This window comes from Fervidicella metallireducens AeB, assembly GCF_000601455.1.
Taxonomy (GTDB): domain Bacteria; phylum Bacillota; class Clostridia; order Clostridiales; family Caloramatoraceae; genus Fervidicella; species Fervidicella metallireducens.
In genome coordinates this window covers 69,795-95,731 of the sequence record NZ_AZQP01000004.1, presented here as the reverse complement: position 1 = coordinate 95,731, position 25,937 = coordinate 69,795, and the positions used below count along the sequence as shown (strand labels likewise).

Genomic DNA, 25,937 nt, shown 5'->3' with positions numbered 1-25,937 from the left:
TGAGATGGTATTTATAAATAAAATAAAAGAACTTGTAAAAATAAATATTTAGTTATATAATTATATCATATTTCGATATCGATTTTTGATATATATTTTTTCAGAGGTGATAAGAAATGCAAGATAAAATCATGCGAAAACTCTTTCTAGGTTTTGTTCAAATCCATATACTCCATCATGCTGAAAAGGAGCCTTTCTATGGTGTCTGGATGATAGAAGAGCTTCGTGAACACGGTTACGATATGAGTCCAGGAAGCTTATATCCTCTTCTTCATAGTATGGAATCCAGTGGGTTATTGGAAAAAGCAGAAAGAACAGTAGATGGAAAAATCAGAAAATACTACAGGATAACTGAACTTGGTATTGATGTTTTAAGGGAAGCACAAAAAAAAGCCTATGAACTATTTAAAGAAATAAAGGATTAACAAAGGGAGAGTTGATTTTAATGTTTTCGTTAAAAAAAGTTAAATACAAACATATTCTTGATATAGATAATCTTAATATTAAGAAACATAAAGTTACATGTATTGTAGGAGAAAGTGGCAGCGGAAAGTCTACACTTTTGCGTCTTCTAAATAAGCTTATAAGTTGCGATAGTGGAGAAATCTATTATGAAAATCAACTATTAAATACTATTGATTCTGTAGAATTAAGAAGAAAAGTTTCTATGCTGCCACAGCTTCCAGTTATTTTCCCAGGGACTGTCAGAGATAACCTTCTAATAGGCTTAAAATTTGCAGAAAAGCTACCTGTTGGGGATGAAAAACTCCATTATATTCTAAATTTAGTTCATCTAAATAAAAAACTTGATGAGGACAGCCAGATGTTGTCTGGTGGGGAAAAACAAAGACTTGCTTTAGGTAGACTGATTCTTCTTGATCCAGAGGTGTTTTTGCTTGATGAACCATCTTCTGCCCTGGATGAAGAAACAGAAAGTATAATTATTGAAAAATTAGTTGCATACACAAAGGAATCAAATAAAACTTTAATTATGGTTACTCATTCAAAAAAAGTAGCCCATACTTATTCAGAAAATATTATCGAAATTAATAAAGGTAAAGTTGTAAATTTTAAGGAGGTTTAGCAAATGAACAGTATAATTCACCTACAGCTGTGGCAAATGTTATCAGCCTATTTATTTGTTTTAATATTAATTTTTATCGTTAAATTAAAAGGAATTCCAAGAGAAAAGGAAATATTCATATCCTCTATAAGAATGACAATACAGCTGATTCTAACAGGTTATCTACTGGTGTACCTTTTTAATACCCCATCTCCTGTTTACACAATTATTATTTTAATTGCAATGCTGGTTTTTTCTATTTACAACATCATTAAGAGAGCTAAAAGAAACCTATCTTTAAAACTTAAACAGATAATTGCTTTATCAATGTGCATAGGCACAGTATCCTGCTTATTTTATTTTTTACTTATAGTTGTACGTATAACCCCTTGGTATGACCCACGCTATTTTATCCCCATTGCAGGTATGTTGATAGGTAATTCAATGACGGGCATATCTTTAGGAGTAAGCCGTCTGGTTGATGGTATGCATACCCATAAAGATTTTGTTGAAGGTGCCTTAATGCTTGGAGCAACACCAAAAATGGCAGCAAAACAAATTGTTGATAATGCATTTGATTCCGCAATCCTACCAACCATTAATTCTATGGTTGGTATGGGAATTGTTTTTTTACCAGGTATGATGACAGGTCAAATATTGTCCGGAACTTCACCTATTACAGCAATAGAATATCAAATTGCGATTATGCTTGGAATACTTGGAAGTGTATCACTGACTATAATTATATTTGTTCAATTGGGCTATAAAACATTCTTTAATAACCAAAGCCAGTTAATTATAGGTGAATAGTAAATAATTTTTTAACTTGTCAAGATGGAATTTTAACCTGCAAGATGATTGCCCTGTTTGGAAGATAAAAAAAGCCCATACAGGGCTTAATCTTGGTGGATTGCCATAGCATTATCCGGATTTTCCTCTTCTTTTCTTTCCTTAATATAGGATACTGAGGCAATTATTGTATTGTAGTCGTTAAGAACTGAAATTTCCTCTGCAACTTCAAGGTCTCCTACTGTAAATCTACCTCCAATTGGAACCTTTGACAGGTCTGCCGTAAAATATCTTGGAAGAGCATCAGGAGTACATTCAACCTCTACTTCGTTGATTTGAATCTGAGCTATTGCTCCATTTTTACTTATTCTCTCTTCCCCCTTTATAACTATAGGAACCTTTGCATGTACCTTTTCTGAAGAGTTTATTCTTTGAAAATCCATATGTACTATTTCTTTTGTAATTGGATGACGTTGAACTTCCTTCAGCATAACCTTTTCCTTTGCACCATTTAGGTCTAATTCTACTATGCCATGTTCACCAGTTTTTTTAATGACATCATGTACTTCCAGCTCACCAAATTCAACTAACAGATTTGGATTGTTAAGTCCATAGACAACAGCTGGTATTCTTCCTGAGTTTCTTAATCTATGGTTATTTCCCTTTGAGGCACAATCCCTCATGTTTCCGTGTAGAGTATTTAACATTAGTTTCCCTCCTACAAAATATACATTTACCTTATGAAGTTTTTCCCATAATTTAATTTTTTAAACATATTTTTGCGAAAAAATTTATTTTGATTTTGGCAATAAAATCATTGCATTTTATAATGTCTTATTCTATAATTAATTAGGTTGTAAAAACTGGTCTAACCCTTGTGTCTCAAGGGCTATAACATATATATTCTGAAGGAAGAAGGTGTATATTACATTGTACAAGATGGATCAAACTAGAACACCAATTTTTGAATCTTTAATGGAATATGTTAACAGAGAAACTATTCCTTTTCATGTGCCAGGACATAAAAAAGGTGACGGCATGGATGATAGGTTTAAAAGCTTTGTAGGAACAAATATTCTTTCAATGGATGTTACGGTTTTTAAACTTGTTGACAGTCTTCATCATCCAACTGGCCCTATAAAAGAAGCTATGAAGCTTGCAGCTGATGCATACGGTTCAGACATGGCTTTTATTTCTATTCATGGCACAAGTGGTGCTATACAGGCTATGATTATGAGCGTTGTTGGTGAGGGAGATAAGATTATCGTTCCTAGAAATGTTCATAAATCCGTAACAGCTGGAATTATTTTAAGTGGTGCAACGCCTGTTTTTATGCAGCCTGAGGTTGATAAAAATATAGGTATAGCACATGGTGTAACACCTGAGACTGTTGAAGCTACATTAAAGAAACACCCAGATGCAAAGGCAGTACTTGTTATAAACCCAACATACTACGGTGTTGCAACAAACATTAAAAAAATAGCAGATATAGTTCATAGCTATGACATTCCTCTAATTGTTGATGAGGCACATGGTCCCCATCTTGGATTTAACGAAAAATTACCAATGTCTGCAATGCAGGCTGGAGCAGATATCTGTGCACAAAGCACACATAAAATTATTGGTTCAATGACACAAAGCTCATTCCTTCAGGTTAGAGCTGGCAGAGTTGATATTAACAGAGTTCAACAGGTTATGAACCTTCTTCAAACAACAAGCCCTTCATATCCATTAATGGCTTCACTTGATGTTGCAAGAATGCAGATTGCAACTAAAGGTAAGGAATTGCTAGATATGGCTATTGAGCTTGCCGAATATACAAGAAATGAAGTTAATAAAATTCCAGGTCTATATTGTTTTGGTCATGAGGTAATAGGCAGACCAGGAGCTTATGCCTTTGATCCAACTAAAATTACAATTACGGCTAAGGGACTTGGATTAACTGGATATGAGTTAGACCAAATATTAGCAAACGAATATCATATACAGGTTGAATTATCAGACCTTTATAATATACTTTGCGTTGGTTCCTTTGGTGATACTAAAGAAAAGATGGATGCATTGTTAAATGCCTTAAGGGAAATAAGCGATAAATACTATGGAACTAGACCTGTTAAGGGTGATGTTCTTGATATTCCTGCTATTCCTGAAAGAGCAATTACTCCAAGACAGGCCTTTAACAGCACAAAAACTCCTGTATCACTTTCAGAGAGTGTTGGAAAGGTTTCTGGTGAGTTTTTACTTGCATACCCTCCAGGCATTCCAATCGTTTGCCCTGGGGAAATTATAACTCAGGAAATAATTGATTACGTTCAGGCTCTTAAGGATGCTGGTCTTTACGTTCAAGGAACTGAGGACCCTGGTGTTGAAAAAATAAAGGTTGTTTTATAAATGGGGCTTAGCCGCCCCTTCCCCAACAGGGGACAGTTACTTACTGTCCCCGAAAAAACCTTAATTTTTTGTGAAAAAACCCCCCTTCAAAGTTCACCTTGAAGGGGGGTTTTTTAACCTTTTATAGAATTTACACGTTCCTTGTGTTTCTTTCTTTTTATTATCATTGATATTACAAATATTAAAATAAATAGAATTATCAACAAAACTGCTAAGGCAGTTAAAGTTATTTTGTTTGGTTTGCTGAGCAGTGAAAATATATTGCTGTTGTTATTAATTACCTTTCTTCCCTGGGTTCCATTATAATATTCTGGTATTTGAGATATTCCATTTTTCTTTTCAAAGGATTTTAAATATTCTGCAACGGCTAGCCATTCCTTCAATTCAATTGGTTTTCCACTGCCTTTGTCATAAATTATCTGTTTTTCAAAATCTATAACAGCCTTACCTTCCTTTGTTTTCGGTATTATCGATAATATTCCTTTAGATTTTTCACCAACGACAGATAACATTTGCCCAGAATATAAATTTGCAACAACTCGATAAAGTTTTTCATCATCGATTTGTTCCACTGATCCATCTTTTTTCTTTATTACCGCATCTGTAACTTTATTAAAAATAAATCTTTTTGGATTAAAAGTATAACTTAAACCTGACATATAAAGCTGTGCAGATGGCATTAAAGGTGTAATTGAAGCATCAACTTCACAGGCTGTTTTAAGTTCTTTGCCTGTTAAATAAACAGAAACCAAGGGATAGCCGGGTATTTTGTCTTTACCAATTCCGAGGGAGCAGGTATTGAAGGCATCTGAAACTGAAATCTGCCCTTTAACGAAAGAATTTCTAACTGTCCCGCATGGGACAATGGCTGCTGTTACTGGTTCATATTCTGTACCCTCTGCCTTTTCTACAGCATATATATAAGCATCACTGATAAGGTTTCCTAATGGTTCCTCCTGGTGTTTCAGCCCAATCTCAGATATTGGGGTAAAATTAAAGGATGAGTAGGCAAGAATTTCATCAAAGCCCATATTAAAATTATCCAGATATTTTTTTTGAACAATCTCTTTGTAGCTATTAACCATTTCTGATATGTGCTGATTCTCTGATAAGGTTTCATCAATCTGTCTCAATCTATAATCATCTAAATTCCATTCTTTCTTTTCAGTCTGACTTAAACGAATTACTCCAAGATTTTCACTGTATTCTCCACATGACGCTATTATTGTTTTCCCAACGACAATTGGTTTTTCCAGTTTGGTATGGGTGTGACCACTTATTATTATGTCTATACCAGGAACTTTTCTGGCAAGTATTTCGTCCTCTGATTCGGATTTTTTATTTGATGTGCCTGAGTGAGATAGACAGATTATTAATTCTACCTTCTCCTTCTCTTTTAATGTTTTTACCATACTCTTGGCTCTCTCTTGGACATCTTCAAATTCTACTCCTGCCATAGGAGCACAATCTGCAGAGTCTTTTCCAATAAGTCCAAAAATACCTATCTTTACTCCATTCTTCTCTAGTATTGTATACTCCTTAACCCCGTATTCCTCCATTGATTTTTTTAAATTCACCAATGATTCACTGATGTAGCCATTTTTATCCTTTGGAAATGTAATATTTGAAGAAACTATTTGTGGAAGTCTTCCCGTACTTCTTTTTGCGTTTTTTAAACTCTCTGCCAATCCATCTGCTCTAAAATCAAATTCATGATTTCCAAGTGTTACAACATCATATCCCATTTCCCCTAAAATTCTCAGCTGGGGTGCATCGCTGCTGAATATCGTCTGGAACAAAGTTCCCATGGAAAAATCCCCTGCATCAACTAATAGCAAATCCTTATCAATTTTTCTTTCTGCATCAATTGCACTTTGAAGTCTTGGATAACCCCCAACATTAATTATCTGTCCCTGATTGAGAAGGTTGAAGGGAAGGAAATGATCATGCAGGTCATGGGTGAAAAGAATTGTCAAGGATTTTCCTTTTTGATTTGACTTTGCTAAAGGGCCGGAAAAGGAAAAAATCAAGACAACAACAACAAACAGGCTGAGCATTCTTAAAAATCTTCTCAATTTTTCATCCCCCTGAAATAAATATATTAAATTTGATTTAATTTATTTATATAATAGCAGAACTTAACTTATGCTTCAAATAAAAAATCAGATGGACTTTTAGTTACATAAATTTAAACCTCCCTTGTCTGGGAGGTATCATTATTTTATTCTTATCCTATTATATCTTTCTTCTATGTTCTGTTTTTCTGCCTTTTCAATAAATGCTAAATATTGATTTTCATTTAAATCTATAACACTTTCATAAACCATCAATATTCTTTTTAAATTCATTATTCCAAATTCAAGCCTTGTTAAACTTGTAGTCAGACTTACACTTAAAACCTTCAATTTTATATTTTTTTTAAGCTTTGAAGCCTGGCTTTGTATATCATCATAATATCTTCTTCCTTTGTTTATTAGCCTTATTCTTTCTAAATTCTTTAATAAAAGTTTTTTATAATCATCCTTTAGCCCTTCAAGTGTATTCTGATTTAATGGTATATTCATATCATGATAATTTTTTATTTTGTTATTTAACTCCATTAAAATACTGTTGGTTTCCCTTTTAAATTCAGGAAGCTTTGTAATTATATCTTTAATAACCTCTGCCCCTCTCTCACCCTTATCCTTAAGGTAATTTAAGGCCTCCACCATCTGTTTAAACTCCTCTTCTTCTCTTTTTATGTCCCTTTCTGGAGTTATAAGCCTTGAAATGCTGCCTGAGTAGGATTCATCAAAAAATTTTTCTAATCTATATGCTAAATCGTTAATTTCCCTTAAGGTTGTCCTGTCTGAGATGACAGCCCCTTCATTTGTTACAAATACCAATCCAGATACCTCTTCTTTTGTCTTACCGAGGAATTTTTTATTGTATACTATTTCCCTGAAATTAATTCCATTGTATTCTAATTGGCAGGATATTTTTTCTCCTTCTCCTAGTTTTTTATATTTTTTAGCAGTGTCCTTATATATTCCATCAACCTTTGTAAAAAACTCCATGTATCAAATACCTCCCATAAATTATAGGAATATTATAGCACATTTTTTTCATTCATAATTTAAAATATTTGCCTCTTTTACCTCTTTAATTGATATTATCTTTTCTAATACAGCTTCATTTTTAACTGTAAATAATCCCTTTATCATTAAATCTATCTCAACATATTCTTCATTTATAGGGTGCATTTCAACTCCATTTATCTGAATTCCAAGCTGTCCTAAAACCCCTCCTATTTCACCGAGTTTTCCTGGGCTATCCTTTATTACAACCTTTAATTGCTTACACTTTTTTTCATAGGAAGTTTTTCTTTCAAATTTTTTAACACCTCTAAGTGCTAAAAACACAAATAAGGTTGCCATTATTGCTTCCATGTAAAGCCCTGAACCTACTGCAAGACCGATACAAGCAACTGTCCAGATTCCTGCTGCTGTTGTTAAGCCCTTTATATTTGCCCCCTCCTTTAAAATGGTTCCAGCGCCTAAAAAACCTATTCCGCTGATTACCTGGCACCAAGCCTCATAGGATCCGTAGCAAAGGTACCCTTATTTTTCAGGTAAAAATCAAGGGCAGTTATCTGAACAAGGGCAGAACCCATACAAACCAGTATGTGAGTTCTAAGTCCTGCAGGTCTGCTGTGATATTCCCTTTCATATCCAACCAATCCACCAAGGAGGAAGGCCATAAACAGTTTTAAAGCTACTTGAAGTAACAAATCAAAATCCAAAGTCACCACTCCTAAAACTTATTGGAAAAATTATATATTAATTTTTATTTTTATACAATATAATATTCCTTTTGTTTTGCCTATTGACTTTATCTGCTTTGTTACATTTTTTTAACATTTTCTGCACAAAAACAACACATAAGTTGTTGATAATATGGTTATAAACTTAACTGAAGGGAGTGTTTATATGTTAAAAAGTAAAAGGCTCATGATGATTACCTCTGGCTTTTTGCTTGGGGCTGTAATTCTTACAACTGGAGTTTCAGCTCTTGCAACTGAAAAATCACCAAAGGAAAATGGCAAAAAATTTAAGACTGAGAAAAAATTTGACCTCAATAAACAAGGTAAAAAAATTAATAAGCATGAAGATTTAAAGAATGTTCTTTCTCAACTGGTTAAGGAGGGAACCATAACACAGGAGGATATGAACAAAATTACAGCCTACCTAGATGCAAAGAAACAGGAAAAGAAGCAAAATTTCAAGGAAGGTAAAGATGGCACTAAAATCGATATTTTCACTGATATGGTTAACAAAGGCCTGATCAGTAAATCCAAGGCGGATGCTATAAAAGATAGACTTCATTCCTTGAAGGAAGCAAAAAGAAAAGAAAGATTAGATATGCTTAACAAGCAGTTAGATACCCTTGTTGAAAAGGGAACCATAACAAAGGAACAGAAAAATCAGATATTATCTTACATGGAGCAGAGACATCAGGAAAAACAGGCTGAACATGAAAAAATTAAAAATATGACTAAGGAAGAAAGAGAAAAATATTTTAAATCAAAGGAATTTAAAAAACAGAATATTTTAAGTGAAATGGTGGAAAAGGGTATAATTACAAAATCACAGTCTGAAGCCCTGAAGGAGATTTTTCCAAAATCAAATAAGCCTTTCAAAGGACATTGTGGCATCTGATTTTAAGTAAAATTTAAGCAGTATCTTCTGCAATTTTTAATGATGTTTTTGAACTTTCTCCTCACAAAAATGTATATAAAAAATTAGAAGCAGCCGAGGCTGCTTCTTTTTTATATGTTCATTCCTGCTTCTATAGCTTTTATGTTAATTTCGTGCATTTTTTCAGGTAAAACATCCTTTATAACTGATGCCCAATCAAGATTTTCAAGTCCAAGGGCTTTTATAAGGGCACCAAGGAGAACAATGTTTTGAACCTTTATATTTCCAAGACTTTCTGCTATTTCTGCTGCCTTAAAAACCTTCACATGCTCTATTTTATCGCTTATTTTTTCAATTACATCCTGTGGATATTCCTCTTTTCCAATTAGTACAGGAAGGGAATAAATTTCATAATCGTTTATAACCATTGTGCCGCCTTCCTTAAGATAGTTCGTCCATCTTGCAGCCTCAACCTTTTCAAAGGCAACAAGTACATCAGCCTCACCGTAGCCTATAAGTGGTGAATAAACCTTTTCTCCAAATCTAACCTGGGTTGTAACACTTCCACCTCTTTGAGCCATTCCGTGAACCTCTGACATTTTTACATCATAACCAAATTTTACAAGACCCTCTGTTAGAATTTTTGATGCAAGTATTATACCCTGTCCACCAACACCAACGAATAAAATACTCTTAGTCATATTATTCACCAACCCTTTCTATTGCATCGAACTTACATACCTGCTTGCATAATGTACATCCGTTACACATGCTCTTTTCAATAACAACCTGACCATTTTTGTATGCTATTGCAGGACATCCAGTTCTTATACAAGCTTTGCATTTTTTACATTTATCCTGATCTATTTTGCAGTGTAGTCCTGCTCTCTTTTTAAGAACTTCCTTTATCAGAGCACATGGTTGTTTTGTAATTATTACAAAGGGCTCAGTTGCTTCATGTGCTTCTTTTACTGCCTTTTCTGTCTGCTCAAGATTATATGGATCAACTATCCTTATGTTTTCTTCCTTTATACCAACTGCTTTAACTATTTTTTCGATGTCAACAACCTGTGCAACTTCTCCCATGAGGGTTTTTCCTGTTCCTGGGTTTTCCTGGTGACCAGTCATTGCAGTTATGCTGTTATCTAATATTACAGCCACCATTGGGCTATTGTTGTAAACAGCATCAATAAGTCCTGTTATACCTGAATGGAAGAAGGTTGAGTCACCCATAAATCCAAATATCTTATCCTTTCTTCCTCCCATCATTGCAGCCTTCTGGAATCCTATACCTGCTGAGAAACCTGCCCCCATACAAATAACTGTATCTGCAACATTTAAAGGCTCCATCATTCCAAGTGTGTAGCAGCCTATATCGCTTGTTGCAATAACATCCTTATATTTACTAACTGCATAGAAAATTCCTCTATGTGGGCATCCTGGGCAAAGCACAGGTGGTCTTGAAGGTACCTTTACATCTATTGAATATAATTTCTTTTCCTCTGTCTTTGTAAGAGCCCTTCTTATTATATCTGGATTTAACTCACCGCAGACAGGAATAAACTCTTTTCCAATACATTCTATTCCAAGCGCCTTAACGAAATTTTCTAAGTATGGCTCGTTTTCTTCAATAACATATACTTTATCAACTGTCTTTGCAAATTTCTTTATCATCTTGTCTGGAAGTGGATAGGACAATCCTATTTTTAAATATGAAGCCTTGTCTCCAAACACTTCCTTTGCATATTGATAGGATATACCACTTGTTATAATACCTATTTTCTTATCTCCCCATTCAATTCTGTTTAATGGACAGTTATTTGAATATTCCTGGAGTTTTGCAAGTCTTTCTTCTACTTCATAATGTTTTATCCTTGCATGTCCAGGTATCATTACATATTTTTTTACATCCTTTTTATATTCCTTAACACCAACTTCCTCCCTTTCATTAAGCTCAACAAGGCCCTTGCTATGACATATTCTTGTTGTAACCCTGAAAAGAATCGCTGTGTCAAATTTTTCACTGATTTCAAAGGCAGCCTTTATAAAGTCTTTTGCCTCTTGACTGTCTGAAGGCTCAATCATTGCAACCTTTGCATGGGGTGCAAATAATCTGTTATCCTGTTCGTTTTGTGAGCTGTGCATTCCTGGGTCATCTGCCGAAACCATAATAAGTCCCCCATTAACACCCTCGTAGGCAATTGTAAACAGTGGATCTGCTGCAACGTTAACTCCAACATGTTTCATTGCACAAAGTGACCTTGAACCTGCAATAGATGCGCCACATGCAACCTCCATTGCTACCTTTTCATTTGGTGCCCATTCTGAATAGATTCCTTTGTAGGTTGCAATGTTTTCCAGTATCTCTGTGCTTGGTGTTCCTGGATAAGCAGCTGCCACAGTACAGCCAGCTTCATAGGCTCCCCTGGCAATGGCTTCATTACCTGACATCATCTTTTTCATTGTTTTATCCCCCTTAAAGTTATTCAATTTATTTTAAATTAGCAACTAAGCTTCCTAATGCTATTGAGTTTAATTTTGATTCGTGGGTATCTGCCCTTGATACCAGTACAATGGGACACTTAGCACCCATAATTACCCCTGCAGATTTTGCATTTGCAAAGTATGTCAGTGATTTTCCTAAAAGATTTCCTGATTCAATGTTTGGTACAAGAAGTATATCTGCTTCACCTGCAACAGGACTTGATACCCCCTTATGTTTTGCAGCCTCCTTTGATATTGCTAAATCCAGGGCTAATGGGCCGTCTATTACGCAATCCTTAATCTGTCCCCTTTGATTCATTTTTGTAAGTGCAGCTGCATCAAGGGTTGCCTGCATATCTGGGTTTATAACTTCAACTGCACAAAGTGGTGCAACATGAATTGGATTTACCCCAAGTGCTTTTGCAACTGTAACGGCGTTTTGAACTATCTGAACCTTCTGTCCTAAATCTGGATATGTGACCATTCCACCGTCTGTTAAGAAAACCAGCTTATGGTATGTTGGTACATCATAAACCATTACATGGCTTAAAAGATTTTTCCCTCTAAGCCCGATTTCTTTATCTAGAACTGCACGAAGAAGGTCTGCAGTTCCAATAAGGCCCTTCATTAAAAAATCTGCTTTGCCTTGAGAAACAAGTGAAACAGCAATTCTTGCTGATTCAACCAAATCTCTGCAGTCTATTATTTCATATTCTGTTATATCAATTGATGCTTCTTCTGCTATTTTTTCTATTTTTGCCTTATCTCCAACCAGTATTGCCTCTACTATACCCATTTTTCGAGCTGCATCAACAGCTAAAAGCACCTCGTCATCCTGGGCTGCTGCAACTGAAAGCTTCATCCTTGGCTTTTGTTTTGCTATTTCAATTAATTCTCCAAAGTTTCTGACCATATGTAACACACTCCCTTCTAGAACTCCATCTCTATTTTATCAAATATTTTCTATTTTTTAAATATTCAAACACAATATTTGTTCAAATTTTTTGATTTTTTAAAATTTTATTGGTTTAAGTCTCAATTACTCTTGTTTTCTTATTTTAACACGTTAAAGTGTTAATAATTTATATGATAAACCATAAAAAAGAAGCCCCAAAACACTTAGGGACTCCCAACTTTTCTATCTTATAATATCTTTGTTAATACTCTTTATATCCTTACAACCTGTTAAAATCATAGCTGATTTTAATTCAGCAGCTATTTTATCTATATATGTTTTAACTCCTTCACTTTCTCCTCCAAAGGAAGCAGTTACAAATGGTCTTCCTATTAAAACCCCATCTGCTCCAAGTGCTAACATTTTTAAAACATCTACTCCTGTTCTTACTCCTCCATCTGCAAGTACAGTAATTTTTCCTTTAACTGCCTTGGCTATTTCAGGAAGCACCTCAGCAACACCAGGTGTCTGGTCCAGGACTCTTCCACCATGATTTGAAACAACTACTGCTGCTGCTCCTGTTTCAACTGCTAAAAGGGCATCATCTACTGTCATAACACCCTTTAATATAAAGGGGAGCTTTGTACTTTTTACAAGTTCCTTTATTTCTTCAACTGTCTTTGGTCCAACTGGTTTTCCAAATAAAGCTAAGGTAATCAATCCTGCTGCATCTATATCAACTCCAACAGCAAAAACCCCTGCCTCTTCTGCCATTTTGATTTTATTTATAATATTCTTGTTTTCCCATGGCTTAATTATTGCAATTCCTGTACCACCGCTTTTTTTCAATTCATCAAGGTTTGTAGGTAAAAAGGCATCAACAGCAGTATCGCCAACTATTGGATATACTCCACCATCAAGGCACCCCTTTATTACCCAGGATATGTACTGGCTTTCAGAAAATTTTCCTCCCATATTTAATGTTGTACCTGAAACTGGTGCTGCCATAACAGGGATTCTTAGCTTTTTGCCAAAAATCTCAATAGATGTATCTGGGTCCTTTGCATCATGTATAACCCTCATATTTAACTTCACTTTTTCCAAGGCCTCATAGTTTGCAGTAAATGCCATTCCACTACCTGTCCCTCCCATACCTGGGACTTCACCTGCACAGACCCTTCCGTTGCAAACCTGACAAACCCTGCAGCTTCCATTTAGATTTTGTTTTGCATTTTTTAAAACCTCTTTGTAATCCATCCTATCCCTCCTGACTCATTTGACAAAATTGTTAACTGTCCCTATTCCTGACAATAAGTAACTGTCCCTTTTATTATGTTATCATAAACAATTGTTGACTGTCCCTTTTTGTTCATAAAAAATCCGGAGATTTTTAAATCCCCGAATTTTTGAAATTATTATTTGTAAGCCAAAATTACAAAAGGTCATGAAGTAATTGCAGAAAGTACATGTCATAAATCATAGTAAGTCTTATTTTTGACTTTTAAAAATCCTGTAATTCAGCACATGGATGTGCTGAGCCCAGGCCGGAGACACGGATGTCCACTGCCGATGATAAGGATTTTTAAAACAAAGAAAAATTTAGACTTACTTGATGAAATGACCGAAGTCTTATGCAATTATTTATGACCTTTAAAAATGGTTAATTTTGTGAATAGCCTGTAAATTTATGAAATCTCTTGTTTTTTCTAGGTTAAACTCTTATTATTCAGATTGTTGTTTAAAACTTGATACAGCTCTTCAAGTTCTTCTTTTTGCAGTGGCTTAATTCCTTCTAGCCTGTATTTTATGTTAAGCTCTTTATATTTATCCACACCATGAACATGATATGGCAGCAATTCAACTCTCTCTACATTGGGTATTGTGTTAATAAATTCAGCAAGTTTTTTTATATGTTCCCTGCCGTTTGTTATACCTGGGACTACTACATGCCTTATCCATATTTTATTGCCATTTGACTTTGCTGCTTCTAGGAATTGTAAAAAACCTTCTCTGCCAAGGCCTGTCAGCTGTTTATGGGCAGCATCGTCTATGTGCTTTATGTCAAGAAGTATTAAGTCTGTATATTTTAAAACCTCATCGTAGTTGCCTGATCCATAGCCTGATGTATCAAGTGTTGTGTGAATTCCTTCCTCCCGACAGAGTTTAAAGAATTCAGCAACGAATTGAGGCTGCATCAGTGGATCGCCTCCAGATAGTGTTACCCCTCCACCTGATTTTGAAAAATATACTTTATACCTTCTGACCTTTTTTAAAAGTTCTTCTGCAGTTATTTCAAATCCGCCCTTTGTATCCCAAGTGTCTGGGTTGTGGCAGTAGGCACAGCGTAACCTGCACCCCTGCATAAAGACAACCACCCTTATTCCCGGTCCATCAAGTAATCCCATTGTTTCGATAGAGTGAATTCTGCCAGTGACCATGTTATTACATCCTTTCGTGGAATGTTCTGTTCAATACTTCAAGCTGTTGTTCCTTTGATAATCTGACAAAGTTTACTGCATATCCTGATACCCTTATTGTCAGTGATGGATATTTTTCTGGATGTTCCATTGCATCCTTTAGCATTTCTCTGTTTAAAACGTTAACATTTAAATGGTGAGCTTCCTGTTCAAAGTATCCATCCATAATTGCTACTAAGTTGTTAATTCTGTCCTTTTCATTTTTACCTAGTGATTCTGGTACTATTGTAAATGTATTGGATACACCATCCATACAATGGCAGTTTGGTATCTTTGCAACTGAGTTAAGTGAAGCTAAAGCTCCTTCTATATCCCTCTGATGCATTGGGTTTGCTCCTGGTGCAAAGGCTTCCCCTGCCTTTCTTCCGTCTGGAGTTGACCCTGTCTTTTTACCATAAACCACATTAGATGTGATTGTCAATACTGACATTGTGTGTTCAGCATTTCTATATGTCTGGTGTTTTCTAAGTTCATTCATGAACTTTTCAACAATTTCAATTGCAATGCTGTCAACTCTATCATCATCGTTACCGTATTTAGGGAAATCACCTTCAACTTCAAAATCAACTGTTACTCCATTTACCCTTACTGGCTTAACCTTAGCGTATTTAATTGCACTCAATGAGTCTGCAACAACTGAAAGTCCTGCTATACCAAAGGCCATTGTTCTTCTTATGTTAACATCATGCAGTGCCATTTGAGCTGATTCATATGCATATTTGTCATGCATGTAATGAATTATATTAAGGGTATTTACATATAGTTCAGCTAACCATTCTAAAACCTTTTCATAATTTTTCATTACTTCTTCATATGAAAGGTACTCACTTTCTGGAATTTCAAGCTTTGGTCCTACCTGTACCAGGTGCTTTTCATCCATACCTCCGTTTATTGCATAAAGCAATGCCTTAGCAAGGTTTGCCCTTGCTCCGAAGAACTGCATCTGTTTTCCTATTGTCATTGGTGATACACAGCAAGCTATACCATAGTCATCACCATATTCAAGACGCATTGTATCATCGTTTTCATATTGTATTGAGTCTGTTAATATTGACATTTCAGCACAGAATTTTTTAAAGTTTTCTGGAAGCTTAGTTGACCATAATACAGTCATGTTTGGTTCTGGAGCAGGCCCTAAATTAACTAATGAATGTAAGAATCTGAAGCTGTTTTTTGTAACCAGGGTTCTTCCATCCTGTCCCATACCACCTATTGATTCAGTAATCCATGTTGGATCTCCTGCAAACAATTCATTGTATTCTGGTGTTCTAAGATGTCTTGCCATTCTAAGCTTTATTATAAACTGGTCCATTATTTCCTGTGCTTCTTCTTCAGTTATTACACCGTCTTTAAGGTCTCTTTCAACATATATATCCAGGAATGTACTAACTCTTCCTAAGGACATTGCTGCACCGTTTTGTTGTTTTATTGCTGCAAGGTAAGCAAAGTAAAGAAATTGTGCTGCTTCCTGTGCATTTTTAGCAGGCTTTGATATGTCATATCCATAGGATGCTGCCATTTCCTTCATCTCATTAAGGGCTTTAATCTGTTCTGAAACCTCTTCCCTTAATCTTATAAGGTCTTCTGTCATGGCTCCCTTTAAGTTTTTAAGGTCTTCTTTTTTCTTTTCTACAAGAAAATCTATTCCGTATAGTGGAACCCTTCTGTAATCTCCTATTATTCTTCCTCTACCATAGGCATCAGGTAGACCAGTTATTATTCCTACTTTTCTAGCTAATTTCATTTCGTCACTATATGCATCAAAAACACCCTGGTTATGTGTTTTTCTGTATTTTGTGAAGATATCAACTATCTCTTTACTTACTTTATAGCCATAGCTTTCTGCCGCCTGTGTTGCCATTCTGATACCGCCATAAGGATTTACAATTCTTTTTAATGGAGCATCAGCCTGATAACCAACTATAACTTCATTTTCCTTATCTAAATATCCAGGTTTGTAAGCTGTTATACCTGAAACAGTTTCTGTATCAATATCTATAACACCATTTTTAACTTCTTCCTTTAAAAGTGATGCTACCTTTTCCCAAAGCCTTTTTGTCCTTTGTGAAGCACCCTTTAAAAAGCTTGAATCCCCTTCATATGGTGTGTAATTTTTCTGTATAAAATCTCTTACGTCTATTTCATCTGTCCATGTACCTTTATTAAATCCATTCCATTCTTTAAATCTCATATTGTTACCCTCCCTAGGCTACTGATATCGCCTTTGTTTATCTTGTAAGTCTATTATATATATTTTTATAACCTGTATCAACTTATTTTATACTGATTTTAAAGGATTTTTTTACATGTATTAACCTGCTGTTATAATTTTATTATCTTATCTGTTTCATTCTCTTGTTTTCCCCTGTTTCCTTCATGTTATGCTTCTGTTACAAAATAAAAATATTTAAATATTTGAAAATAATATTTATTTTTTGAAATAACCTTTATTATAATTATACAAATATATTCATATATATGTGTTTATTTCTTTATATTGTAATTAAATTCATTTGCCTTCCAATTTAGTATGTTTATAGATATTTTTTTGATTATTTTTCCCTTTTTATAATTAAGTATTTCATTTAGTTGCAATGATACAGGTAATAATTTTTATTGATACAGCTTTAAAATTTATTTACTGTTATATGAATTTTAAGTCACTTTGACATTATCTCCATTGATTAATTTATTTAGTAAGATTGTTGTTCCTTGAATATGAGTTTTGCATATTATAAATTGTAAAAAAATCCGGTTATGAAGGTGGTGAAATCCATGCCTAACAACATTATATTTAATGATTCTGCACAGAATCTTAAAGTTCAGATTTACGGAAGCAACACAAACACACCACTTCAGGTTGACGGAAGTGGAAATATGTTTGTAAATGTAGCTAACAATGTTACTGTAACTGGTGCCGTCAATGTCTCTAACACTGTTGAAATAAGAGCTCTGACTTATACCACTGATACTGTTACTGTAACCGGTGCTGTTAACGTAGCCAACTCTGTGGACATCAGAGCATTATCCTACACTGTTGACTCTATTACTGTAACCGGTGCTGTTAATGTTTCTAACACTGTTGATATAAGAGCTCTATCATATACAACAGATACAGTTACAGTTACAGGTGCTGTTGATGTAGCTAATAGCCCAACTGTCCAAATAGGCGGCTATGCATTTACTGCTTCTAACGCAACCTTAACTTCCGATGAAGGAACAACAATCACTTCCTTTAAATTTGATACCAGTCAGTACAAATTATATACCTTCTATATATACAACTCTGGTACAAATCCCATAACAGCAGAGCTTGAAGTCAGTCCCGTTGATACCGACAGCTATTTTGTTTCTGACAAAAGCATAGCTGTTCCTTTGGCTGGAGGAGAAAAACAAGTTTTAATCCCAGGATATTTTTTGAAGTATACCAGAGTTAAAATCAGCAGTTTAGCTGCTTTTACAGCAGAGGTATATTTCAATGGCCAAATGTAACAAAATCCCTCAATCTACTACCTTCTTTAAAATACAGGGCAGGTAAAACCTGCCCCTGAAATTAATTTTATGGGGTGTTTACATGAATTCTTTTCTTAGCGTTTGTATGATAGTAAAGGATGAAGAAAACAATATCAGAAGATGTTTTGAGAGTATATATAGTGTTGCAAATGAAATCATAGTTGTGGATACAGGTTCAAAGGATAATACTAAAGAAATTGCTAGAACCTTCGGAGCAAAGGTCTATGATTTTCAATGGGTAGATGATTTCAGTAAAGCCCGTAATTATTCTATAGAAAAGGCATCTGGTAACTGGATATTGATAATGGATGCAGACGATGAGCTTGATAAAAATGATTCATCAAAAATATTAGATATAATAAATAATCCTGATTCTGCAGATGTTTATATGTTAAATACAGTATGCTATTATGGAGATTTACCTGGAAATGAAAGGGTTCTGAATGTAAGTATCAGACTTTTTAGAAATAAACCTTCCCTTAGGTATGAAGGTAGAATTCATGAGCATATCTCCATAAAAGATGACAGCATAAAAGTTAAGACTGAAAATATAAATATATATCATTATGGTTATTTGAATTCAGTTGTAGAAGAAAAAAATAAGCGAAACCGAAATATGCGTATTTTAGAGAAACAATTGGCAGAGGAGCCTGATAACCCCTATTATCAGTTCTGTATGGGAAACGAATACACAGCATTAAACAATCCTGAAAAGGCACTTGAGTATTACATCCCTGCTTATAATAAGTGCAGGATGACGGATATTTATGTTCCAAAGCTTATTTTCAGAATCGTTCTCTCTTATCAAAAACTGAAAAAATATGAAGAAGCTTTAATGTTTGTAGATGAAGGTTTAAAATACTATCCAAACTACACTGATCTTGAATATCTCAGGGGAAATATTTTTCACGAAACGGGTAAATTAGGTAAAGCAATAAAATCCTTTGAGAAGTGCCTTTCCCTTGGGGATCCACCTCCTGTATTGAGTTTCATAATTGGCGTTGGTGGTTATCTAGCAAGTTATGCCCTTGGAAATATATATCATCAGATTTCAGATTTAGACAGTGCCCTGAAATATTATAATGAAACCTTAAAATTAAACCCAAAATTCTATGATGCTATATACAAAATTGGAAATGTTATAACAAGTGTAACCACAGACCAGGAGGAGATAAAGAAAACAATAGAACAATTTTTCCCTCAGAAAACTCCAGAAGGCTTTACTATGCTTGCTGATATTATGTTCTGCGAAAAACAATATACTTTAGCTTTAAATTATATCAATATGGCACTTGAGCACCATATCAATAACGATTCCCTTGTCTTTTTAAAGGGACAGTGTTTATACCATCTGAGGCTCTTTCAGGAAGCCATTAAGGAATTTACAAAAATACCAGAGAATAATAAATGCTATATCCCATCTTTAAAGCTTAGTTATCTCTGCTTTTCATTTATGGATGAGCTAAGCCGTGCTGAAGAAACTTTAAATAAACTATATGAAATAAATGCTCCTGTTGATGTTATAAAGGTTTATTCATCTTTAAACAATCTTTTTCTTAAAAAGGAAAAAATCATCCTTAGTGAATCAAAGGATGAATCAGAGGTTTATTTACCAATAATCCTTGAAATTCTGGACTCTATTTTATCCGTTAAGGAATTTGATAAATTCGAAACCGCTTTAGAACTTTTTAACTGCATTACAAATGATGATGTTCTTTTGTTCCTTTCAAAACTTTACTATAAACACGGTTTTTACGACATGTCTACAAAAGAAATAATACGCTCTATAAAACTCTTTGATAAAATAGATGTAGAAACTTCGTATATCCTTTACAAAATCCTTTCATCAAAAAGTTATAATTGATGGGGCTGCCATTACTCATGGTGGCCATTTTTATTTATAAACCTGATATATGAAATAGACTTCTAGACTTCCATGTCCATCACACTGTAAATTTAGCCTGTAAAACTGACCATAATACATTGGAATAAACACCTTTTCATTTCCAGATTCCAGAATTTTTGTGGTATCCTTCACCCAGATTTCCCCATCTCCACTTACTTCTACTGATATTGTTACAGATTTAAGTCCTGTATTTTTTATAAAAAATGTACCTTCAACAATTTTACTGACATCTATTATATCCTCTGTTGTGTAGTTTCCAAAAAAGTTGATTGTTTTAGACCAATATTTTACATCTATAAACTCACCCATATTAACTGTCCCTCCAGATGAAACCAGATATCTAACTTTAATTTTGGGTATTAAATCATAGTTTTTGTTGTAAGCTGAACCAAAGGCTGCAATAGATTTAACTCCTTCTCTTCCCTGAATATATATGCCTTTATTAATTATCATTCCCCTTCTCCACTTTAAAAACAGCGGGGAAATACCTATATCAAGTTGCCCTGATTTTATTCCTTTAAATTCCTTTATTATATAATTTTCATCATATAAAGGCTGCTTGTTAAAACTTGTAAATATTCCAAAATCAGATTTTAACCCATAGATGTATACTGAATTACTTTTAGATACGCAATAATTCTCTACAAGATATAGACTAAGCTCAGCAGAAAGTATTTTTACGTTACACGGCAGGTTTGATAAATCAAAATATAAATAACTTCTATATTTGTTACAACCGTCATTACCAGCTAAAATATACTGCCCTGTGATTTTTCCATTTGGCTCTTTACTTGAAACTGTTAATGATTTTGTGCTTAAAAATTCAGTTTCCATACTTTTCACCTGCCTTTTCTATAATATTTTATGCTGAGGTTACTTATTTTGAAATAAATCCATCACTCTTTTAATATCTATGTTTTAGTATATTTTTTTATAAACTAAAAGACACAGTAGAAACTATAAATTTCTGACTGTGCCATAATAATCAATTATATATCAAAGTATAAACTGTATTCCTGTGGAGTTGGAACAGGAATAACCTTCATTACTTCCTTGTTATATTTGTAATTTATCCAATTTTCTATAAAGCTCTTTGTAAATACTTCTCCAGCTAAAAGATATTCATAATCATTCTTTAATGCCTCAAGGGATTCTTCTAAGGACTTAGGAAGAGCCTTTATTTTTTCCCTTTCCTCTGCTGGTAAATCAAATACATTTACATCATATGGTCCAAAACCTTCCTTAACAGGGTCAATTTTATTCACTATTCCATCGATTCCTGCCATCAATAGTGCTGAATATGCCATATAAGGGTTACATGTTCCATCTGATGAGCGGAATTCAAATCTCTTCTTTTCTGGATTTTTAGCATATCCTGGAACCCTGATTACAGAGCTTCTATTTGATGTTGCAAAACATATTGAAACAGGTGCCTCAAAACCAGGAACTAGTCTTTTATATGAATTTGTACTTGGATTAGTAAAGGCTAGTAAAGATGGAGCATGTTTTAATATTCCCCCTATAAAATACATTGCATTCTCACTAAGGCCTGAATATCCATTTTCATCATAGAATATATTTTTTCCATCCTTCTTCAGTAACATATGTACATGCATTCCGCTTCCTGCTTCATTATAAATTGGCTTTGGCATGAAGGTTGCTGTTTTTCCATGGGTGATGGCTGTATTCTTTATAACATATTTTGCAATTAAAGTGCTGTCTGCCATCTTTAACATCGAGCCAAGCTCTACTTCAATTTCAAGCTGTCCCGCTGCTCCAACTTCATGGTGATGATATTTAACTGGAACCCCCATTTCTTCAAGCCTTAAACACATCTCTGCCCTCAGGTCATTGGTAATGTCATATGGAAGTGCTGCATGATATCCTTTCTGCAGCGGCGTCTTATACCCCTGATTGTACTCCTTATCGTTTGTATTCCATGGAGCTTCAATTGAGTCAATTGTAACTTCCTGATGATTATGCTCAACTTCGTAGCTTATGTGATCAAAAACATAGAACTCAAATTCTGGTCCTATTATAAACTCATCTGCAATTTTCAAATTTTTAAGGTGATTTTCTGCCTTCTCTGCTATATATCTTGGATCCCCCTGAAATCTGACTACTTCATCACCTATCTGATAAATATTAGCAATCATACTTATGGTTGGTATCTCACAGTAGGGATCAAGAAAGGCAGTTTTAATGTCTGGTTTAAATATCATATCACTTTTTTCTATAACTGCATAACCATAGCTTGAACCGTCAAAGCCAATGCCTTCCTCAAAAATCTTCTGGCTGAGCCTTGAAGCTGGAATTGTAAGATGGTTCCACTTACCTGTAAGGGTAACAACTTTAAAGTCTATCATTTTTATGTCATTAATACTAACGTATTCTGCAAGCTCATTGTAGTTATTAAACATTTTATCCCCCCCATTTATTGTATCTATAATTAAAGTATAATTTTTACATGGTTAACATTCAATACCAAATTATTTTCAACGGAGGGAAATTCTCTTATTTCTTAAACTATTTAAGGATTATAAATATCTTTTTTCTATTATTTCTCCTGTTTCTACATTTATAAATTTAATTTCTCCATTTTCAAAAACTGCAACAGAAGGTATTCCATCTCCCTTTGGTACAGATACACTTCCTGGATTAACAAATAAGGTTTCCCCATGAGGCTCACATAATCTTACGTGGGTATGACCTGTTAATAGTATATCTACTTTATAAATCCTTGCTATATCACTTAATCTACCTTCATCAACATCGTGACCATGTAGAACTAAAAATCTTATGTTCTCCTTTTCATAGATTACCACAGGTGAAAATATTGGTAAATTTAAAACCATAGAGTCAACCTCAGCATCACAATTTCCCTTTGCTATCAGCATTGGGATTTCATTTTTTCCAATTTCTGTTGCCAGTTCCTGTGGATTGTATCCATCTAGAATAGGATTCCTTGGCCCATGATATAGAATATCTCCTGCACAGAGAATCATATCACAGCCCTGAAAAATTTTTAATGCCTTTTTAAATTGACCTGGATATCCATGGATATCACTTATCATACCTATTTTCATATTAAATACCTCCTTCAGTTATTTTGCTCATTGATAATACATTTATATATCTGCCATTTTTAAAATACCTGTCCTTTAACACACCTTCAACCTGAAAACCAAGGGATTTATATAAATTTATTGCAGCTTCATTATCTTCCATAACCTTAAGATGTACAAGATGCATATTCATTTCGTTAAAAATAAAGTTAAGTGCTTCCTTCATTGCATCCTTTGCTAAACCCTTTCTCCTTTGGGATTTATCATATATTACTATTCCAATTTCACAGTTTCTGTATTCCCATTTAATTTCACTTATTACAACAAGACCTATGGGTTTAAGCTCCATATTCATAATCATAAAGATTTTTTTAGACCTATCTTCATCTGCTTCAAGAACATATGAATCTGCATATCTTTTTGATAATGGATATATTATATCCAAATTCCTGTTAGTTTCTCTATCATTAAGCCATGCAGAAATAATTCTGGCATCCTCTAGTTCAAGTGCCCTTAAATAAACCTTTTCACCTTTTATCATTTAATCATCTCCTTCAAAGAAATTATAACACAAAGCCCCCACCAGGGACAGTTACTAACTGTTGCCAATGGGGACAGTTGTTTTTATTAATTGGATTTATATTAATAGCAATAAAAATAGGAAAGAGGTTTCTCTTTCCTATTTTTACTTCTATTAATTTAATTACTTCTTCTTAATCATGTAGTAAACTGGTAATCCTATAACAGCGATTGCTAAACCATATAGTGAGTTCATTGTATCAGTCATGATTGTACTGATAACGATGTATAGACCACCAACTAAACCGATGATTGGAGTAATTGGGTAAAGTGGTACACTGTATGGTCTTGCAAGGTTTGGATGCTTTGATCTTAGTATAAATACTGAAGCAATTCCCATTAGGTAGAATATCCACATTATGAATATTACAAGGTTTGAAACCATATCAGCTGATCCAGTTAATGCTAGTAATGAAGCAACTACGAATTGGAATATCATAGCGTTTACTGGTGTTCCGTTGTTGCTCACCTTTCCGAAGAATCCTGAGAATGGAAGTAATCCATCTTGCGCAAGTGCTAGTGGAACTCTTGCACCAGTTAAGCACCATCCGTTTAATGCTCCGAAGATTGAAACGAATATACCAGCAGTTATGAATTTTCCACCGCCAGCTCCGAAAAGAACGTTAGCAACTTCTGCTGAACAGCTCTTTCCAGCTTCTATTATCTTATCCATTGGTAAAACGTTTATAACAGCTAAGTTAACTGAAACGTATGCAACCATAACTAATGAAAGACCTAAAACTATTGCCTTTGGAAGGTCCTTAGCTGGGTTCTTCATTTCTCCAGCCATGTTTGAAACGTTTAACCATCCATCATATGCCCAAAGTGTTCCAAGTATAGCTGCACCAAGTCCAGCTGCTGTACTTGTTTCTCCTACCATTGGAGTGAAGTCGTGAACTGTACCCTTTGCAAAACCAAACACAACTAATATTACAACTGGTAAAAGCTTAGCAACTGTAACAACTGCCTGTAACTTTGAACCGAACTTTGTTGATACAGCATTAATAAACATTAGTAATGCCATCATACCAATAGCAAATATTTTTTGTTGAGTATCTGACATTGGAACGAAAGCTGTTCCTATAGCTGCAAGGAATAGTCCAAGAGCAGCTGTTGATCCTGGAATGTATATGATTGTTTGTACCCATCCAAGTAGGAAAGCCCATTTTTCACCGTAAAGTTCTTTTAAATATACTACAAGTCCGCCTGTTTTTGGAATAGCAGCACCTACTTCAGCTACTGTAAGTCCTGACGCCATTGTTATAATACCACCAAGAATCCATGCAAGGATACCCATTCCTGGAGCGCCTGCATTTTTGAAAACTATTGCTGGCTTAACGAAGATACCTGAACCGATAACCATACCGATAACTATCGCCATAGCTTCGAACAGACCTACGGATTTACTAAGGCCAGCATCTGCATTAGTTTCAACAACCTGTTTCTTTTGTTCCATAGTTGTTTCTCCTCCTTTACTGTATTTCTTGCTCTTATTGTTCGTCGAAATTCATGAATTTATTACTTTTTTCGACTTTTTTATTTTATACAATAAGGAGAAAAATTTCAAGTGATTTTTTGTAAAAAACTTTTTTGTTTTTATTTTCAAAATTTTCTGCAATTAGCCTACATTTATTCATTTCAATTTTGTCCTTTAAATGTCGTTTTCTGTAAAAACCTCTACGCCATTTTCAATTAAGATTTCAGCGGTAATTCCATTACCATTTGTTAATTTTCCACTGAAACTACCATCATATATTTGTCCCTTACCACAGGAGGGACTTTTTGATTTTAAAATGGCTAATTTGCAATTTTCAGCCTTTGCAACTTTCAAAACCTCCTTAGCTCCCTTTATAAAATTTTCAGTAACATCTAAACCATCTTTATTTAAAATTTTTCCCTTTCCATTTAAAACTTCAATAGCACTTCCTTCTACAATCTCACAGGGAGTTCTTGGAGTAGGCAGTCCCCCTAGTTCTTCTGGGCAAACCAGTAGTGCCTTGTTTTCCTTATATAATCTGTAAACCTTTTCATTAAAGTTATTTCCGCCATTATATTTACAATTAACTCCACAAAGACATGCACTTATTAAATACATATTC

The 25,937-nt window shown here is 34.4% G+C and carries 24 protein-coding genes; 7 read left to right on the top strand and 17 right to left on the bottom strand.

What is annotated here, in order from left to right; genetic code table 11:
- The first annotated feature begins 116 nt into the window (after window positions 1-116).
- The 3 genes from Q428_RS02420 to Q428_RS02410 are packed head-to-tail and all read left to right on the top strand — an operon-like array spanning window position 117 to window position 1,873.
- The gene (locus Q428_RS02420; RefSeq protein ID WP_035377834.1) at window positions 117-425 is read left to right on the top strand and encodes a PadR family transcriptional regulator; all 309 of its coding nucleotides are present in this window, start codon (window positions 117-119) and stop codon (window positions 423-425) included.
- A gap of 20 nt (window positions 426-445) precedes the next feature.
- Window positions 446-1,084: an ABC transporter ATP-binding protein gene (locus tag Q428_RS02415; protein ID WP_035377832.1), complete on the top strand. Its 639-nt coding sequence runs from the start codon at window positions 446-448 to the stop codon at window positions 1,082-1,084.
- Window positions 1,085-1,087: 3 nt separating this feature from the next.
- Window positions 1,088-1,873 carry an ABC transporter permease gene (locus Q428_RS02410; RefSeq protein ID WP_035377831.1) on the top strand — a complete coding sequence of 262 codons (786 nt, stop codon included), beginning with the start codon at window positions 1,088-1,090 and terminating at the stop codon, window positions 1,871-1,873.
- An 86-nt stretch (window positions 1,874-1,959) separates the two neighbouring features.
- Here Q428_RS02410 and Q428_RS02405 read toward each other — a convergent pair whose 3' ends face one another.
- Window positions 1,960-2,559, bottom strand: coding sequence for a 50S ribosomal protein L25 (locus tag Q428_RS02405; protein WP_035377830.1), 600 nt, complete (start codon window positions 2,557-2,559; stop codon window positions 1,960-1,962).
- 223 nt (window positions 2,560-2,782) lie between these two features.
- Here Q428_RS02405 and Q428_RS02400 point away from each other — a divergent pair, with 223 nt between their 5' ends.
- Window positions 2,783-4,243, top strand: a complete 1,461-nt coding sequence (locus Q428_RS02400) for an aminotransferase class I/II-fold pyridoxal phosphate-dependent enzyme (RefSeq protein WP_035377829.1) — start codon at window positions 2,783-2,785, stop codon at window positions 4,241-4,243.
- Between the two features lie 113 nt (window positions 4,244-4,356).
- On the opposite strand, the gene Q428_RS02395 is transcribed toward Q428_RS02400, so the two are convergent.
- The 4 genes from Q428_RS02395 to Q428_RS16255 all read right to left on the bottom strand — a co-directional run bounded on the left by Q428_RS02395 (window position 4,357) and on the right by Q428_RS16255 (window position 8,024).
- On the bottom strand, window positions 4,357-6,318 hold the full coding sequence (locus Q428_RS02395) for a bifunctional metallophosphatase/5'-nucleotidase (protein ID WP_242847749.1): 1,962 nt from the start codon (window positions 6,316-6,318) through the stop codon (window positions 4,357-4,359).
- 141 nt (window positions 6,319-6,459) lie between these two features.
- A complete protein-coding gene (locus Q428_RS02390) occupies window positions 6,460-7,299 on the bottom strand; it encodes a hypothetical protein (RefSeq protein ID WP_035377828.1) in 840 nt (279 codons plus the stop codon).
- Between the two features lie 48 nt (window positions 7,300-7,347).
- A complete protein-coding gene (locus Q428_RS16260) occupies window positions 7,348-7,746 on the bottom strand; it encodes an MgtC/SapB family protein (protein WP_278244857.1) in 399 nt (132 codons plus the stop codon).
- Between the two features lie 53 nt (window positions 7,747-7,799).
- Window positions 7,800-8,024 (bottom strand): MgtC/SapB family protein, encoded by a 225-nt coding sequence (locus tag Q428_RS16255; protein WP_051514834.1) that lies wholly within the window; start codon window positions 8,022-8,024, stop codon window positions 7,800-7,802.
- Between the two features lie 187 nt (window positions 8,025-8,211).
- Between Q428_RS16255 and Q428_RS02380 the strand changes: the two genes are divergently transcribed.
- Window positions 8,212-8,940: a hypothetical protein gene (locus Q428_RS02380; protein WP_035377827.1), complete on the top strand. Its 729-nt coding sequence runs from the start codon at window positions 8,212-8,214 to the stop codon at window positions 8,938-8,940.
- Window positions 8,941-9,050: 110 nt separating this feature from the next.
- Here Q428_RS02380 and Q428_RS02375 read toward each other — a convergent pair whose 3' ends face one another.
- The 6 genes from Q428_RS02375 to pflB form a co-directional block, all read right to left on the bottom strand.
- A complete protein-coding gene (locus tag Q428_RS02375) occupies window positions 9,051-9,620 on the bottom strand; it encodes an indolepyruvate oxidoreductase subunit beta (protein ID WP_035377826.1) in 570 nt (189 codons plus the stop codon).
- A 1-nt stretch (window position 9,621) separates the two neighbouring features.
- On the bottom strand, window positions 9,622-11,382 hold the full coding sequence (gene iorA / locus Q428_RS02370; RefSeq protein WP_035377825.1) for an indolepyruvate ferredoxin oxidoreductase subunit alpha: 1,761 nt from the start codon (window positions 11,380-11,382) through the stop codon (window positions 9,622-9,624).
- A 28-nt stretch (window positions 11,383-11,410) separates the two neighbouring features.
- Window positions 11,411-12,316 carry a phosphate butyryltransferase gene (gene ptb, locus Q428_RS02365; protein ID WP_035377823.1) on the bottom strand — a complete coding sequence of 302 codons (906 nt, stop codon included), beginning with the start codon at window positions 12,314-12,316 and terminating at the stop codon, window positions 11,411-11,413.
- A 225-nt stretch (window positions 12,317-12,541) separates the two neighbouring features.
- Window positions 12,542-13,555 carry an alpha-hydroxy-acid oxidizing protein gene (locus tag Q428_RS02360; protein WP_035377821.1) on the bottom strand — a complete coding sequence of 338 codons (1,014 nt, stop codon included), beginning with the start codon at window positions 13,553-13,555 and terminating at the stop codon, window positions 12,542-12,544.
- Between the two features lie 449 nt (window positions 13,556-14,004).
- Window positions 14,005-14,736, bottom strand: a complete 732-nt coding sequence (gene pflA, locus Q428_RS02355) for a pyruvate formate-lyase-activating protein (RefSeq protein WP_035377819.1) — start codon at window positions 14,734-14,736, stop codon at window positions 14,005-14,007.
- A gap of 4 nt (window positions 14,737-14,740) precedes the next feature.
- A complete protein-coding gene (gene pflB, locus Q428_RS02350; RefSeq protein WP_035377817.1) occupies window positions 14,741-16,966 on the bottom strand; it encodes a formate C-acetyltransferase in 2,226 nt (741 codons plus the stop codon).
- Window positions 16,967-17,550: 584 nt separating this feature from the next.
- Between pflB and Q428_RS02345 the strand changes: the two genes are divergently transcribed.
- Together Q428_RS02345 and Q428_RS02340 are read left to right on the top strand one after the other, a co-directional pair.
- A complete protein-coding gene (locus Q428_RS02345) occupies window positions 17,551-18,267 on the top strand; it encodes a DUF6385 domain-containing protein (protein ID WP_035377815.1) in 717 nt (238 codons plus the stop codon).
- Window positions 18,268-18,349: 82 nt separating this feature from the next.
- A complete protein-coding gene (locus Q428_RS02340) occupies window positions 18,350-20,152 on the top strand; it encodes a TPR domain-containing glycosyltransferase (protein WP_035377813.1) in 1,803 nt (600 codons plus the stop codon).
- Between the two features lie 30 nt (window positions 20,153-20,182).
- On the opposite strand, the gene Q428_RS02335 is transcribed toward Q428_RS02340, so the two are convergent.
- The 6 genes from Q428_RS02335 to Q428_RS02310 all read right to left on the bottom strand — a co-directional run bounded on the left by Q428_RS02335 (window position 20,183) and on the right by Q428_RS02310 (window position 25,933).
- Entirely contained in the window at window positions 20,183-21,028 is an 846-nt protein-coding gene (locus Q428_RS02335; protein WP_035377811.1) for a DNRLRE domain-containing protein, read from the bottom strand.
- Window positions 21,029-21,183: 155 nt separating this feature from the next.
- Window positions 21,184-22,614 carry a type I glutamate--ammonia ligase gene (gene glnA, locus Q428_RS02330; RefSeq protein WP_035377809.1) on the bottom strand — a complete coding sequence of 477 codons (1,431 nt, stop codon included), beginning with the start codon at window positions 22,612-22,614 and terminating at the stop codon, window positions 21,184-21,186.
- 117 nt (window positions 22,615-22,731) lie between these two features.
- Window positions 22,732-23,280 (bottom strand): phosphodiesterase, encoded by a 549-nt coding sequence (gene yfcE, locus Q428_RS02325; RefSeq protein ID WP_035377806.1) that lies wholly within the window; start codon window positions 23,278-23,280, stop codon window positions 22,732-22,734.
- 1 nt (window position 23,281) lies between these two features.
- Window positions 23,282-23,800: a GNAT family N-acetyltransferase gene (locus tag Q428_RS02320; RefSeq protein ID WP_051514833.1), complete on the bottom strand. Its 519-nt coding sequence runs from the start codon at window positions 23,798-23,800 to the stop codon at window positions 23,282-23,284.
- Between the two features lie 162 nt (window positions 23,801-23,962).
- Window positions 23,963-25,294: an APC family permease gene (locus tag Q428_RS02315; RefSeq protein ID WP_035377803.1), complete on the bottom strand. Its 1,332-nt coding sequence runs from the start codon at window positions 25,292-25,294 to the stop codon at window positions 23,963-23,965.
- 195 nt (window positions 25,295-25,489) lie between these two features.
- A complete protein-coding gene (locus Q428_RS02310) occupies window positions 25,490-25,933 on the bottom strand; it encodes a 2-thiouracil desulfurase family protein (RefSeq protein WP_035377801.1) in 444 nt (147 codons plus the stop codon).
- Between the last annotated feature and the right edge of the window lie 4 nt (window positions 25,934-25,937).

What these genes read in the sequence shown, in the direction of transcription:
- Q428_RS02420 (WP_035377834.1), top strand. Translation starts at nt 117, where the DNA reads ATGCAAGATAAAATCATGCGAAAACTCTTTCTAGGTTTTGTTCAAATC.
- Q428_RS02415 (WP_035377832.1), top strand. Translation starts at nt 446, where the DNA reads ATGTTTTCGTTAAAAAAAGTTAAATACAAACATATTCTTGATATAGAT.
- Q428_RS02410 (WP_035377831.1), top strand. Translation starts at nt 1,088, where the DNA reads ATGAACAGTATAATTCACCTACAGCTGTGGCAAATGTTATCAGCCTAT.
- Q428_RS02405 (WP_035377830.1), bottom strand. Translation starts at nt 2,559, where the DNA reads ATGTTAAATACTCTACACGGAAACATGAGGGATTGTGCCTCAAAGGGA.
- Q428_RS02390 (WP_035377828.1), bottom strand. Translation starts at nt 7,299, where the DNA reads ATGGAGTTTTTTACAAAGGTTGATGGAATATATAAGGACACTGCTAAA.
- Q428_RS02380 (WP_035377827.1), top strand. Translation starts at nt 8,212, where the DNA reads ATGTTAAAAAGTAAAAGGCTCATGATGATTACCTCTGGCTTTTTGCTT.
- Q428_RS02375 (WP_035377826.1), bottom strand. Translation starts at nt 9,620, where the DNA reads ATGACTAAGAGTATTTTATTCGTTGGTGTTGGTGGACAGGGTATAATA.
- iorA (WP_035377825.1), bottom strand. Translation starts at nt 11,382, where the DNA reads ATGAAAAAGATGATGTCAGGTAATGAAGCCATTGCCAGGGGAGCCTAT.
- ptb (WP_035377823.1), bottom strand. Translation starts at nt 12,316, where the DNA reads ATGGTCAGAAACTTTGGAGAATTAATTGAAATAGCAAAACAAAAGCCA.
- Q428_RS02360 (WP_035377821.1), bottom strand. Translation starts at nt 13,555, where the DNA reads ATGGATTACAAAGAGGTTTTAAAAAATGCAAAACAAAATCTAAATGGA.
- pflA (WP_035377819.1), bottom strand. Translation starts at nt 14,736, where the DNA reads ATGGTCACTGGCAGAATTCACTCTATCGAAACAATGGGATTACTTGAT.
- pflB (WP_035377817.1), bottom strand. Translation starts at nt 16,966, where the DNA reads ATGAGATTTAAAGAATGGAATGGATTTAATAAAGGTACATGGACAGAT.
- Q428_RS02345 (WP_035377815.1), top strand. Translation starts at nt 17,551, where the DNA reads ATGCCTAACAACATTATATTTAATGATTCTGCACAGAATCTTAAAGTT.
- Q428_RS02340 (WP_035377813.1), top strand. Translation starts at nt 18,350, where the DNA reads ATGAATTCTTTTCTTAGCGTTTGTATGATAGTAAAGGATGAAGAAAAC.
- Q428_RS02335 (WP_035377811.1), bottom strand. Translation starts at nt 21,028, where the DNA reads ATGGAAACTGAATTTTTAAGCACAAAATCATTAACAGTTTCAAGTAAA.
- glnA (WP_035377809.1), bottom strand. Translation starts at nt 22,614, where the DNA reads ATGTTTAATAACTACAATGAGCTTGCAGAATACGTTAGTATTAATGAC.
- yfcE (WP_035377806.1), bottom strand. Translation starts at nt 23,280, where the DNA reads ATGAAAATAGGTATGATAAGTGATATCCATGGATATCCAGGTCAATTT.
- Q428_RS02320 (WP_051514833.1), bottom strand. Translation starts at nt 23,800, where the DNA reads ATGATAAAAGGTGAAAAGGTTTATTTAAGGGCACTTGAACTAGAGGAT.
- Q428_RS02315 (WP_035377803.1), bottom strand. Translation starts at nt 25,294, where the DNA reads ATGGAACAAAAGAAACAGGTTGTTGAAACTAATGCAGATGCTGGCCTT.
- Q428_RS02310 (WP_035377801.1), bottom strand. Translation starts at nt 25,933, where the DNA reads ATGTATTTAATAAGTGCATGTCTTTGTGGAGTTAATTGTAAATATAAT.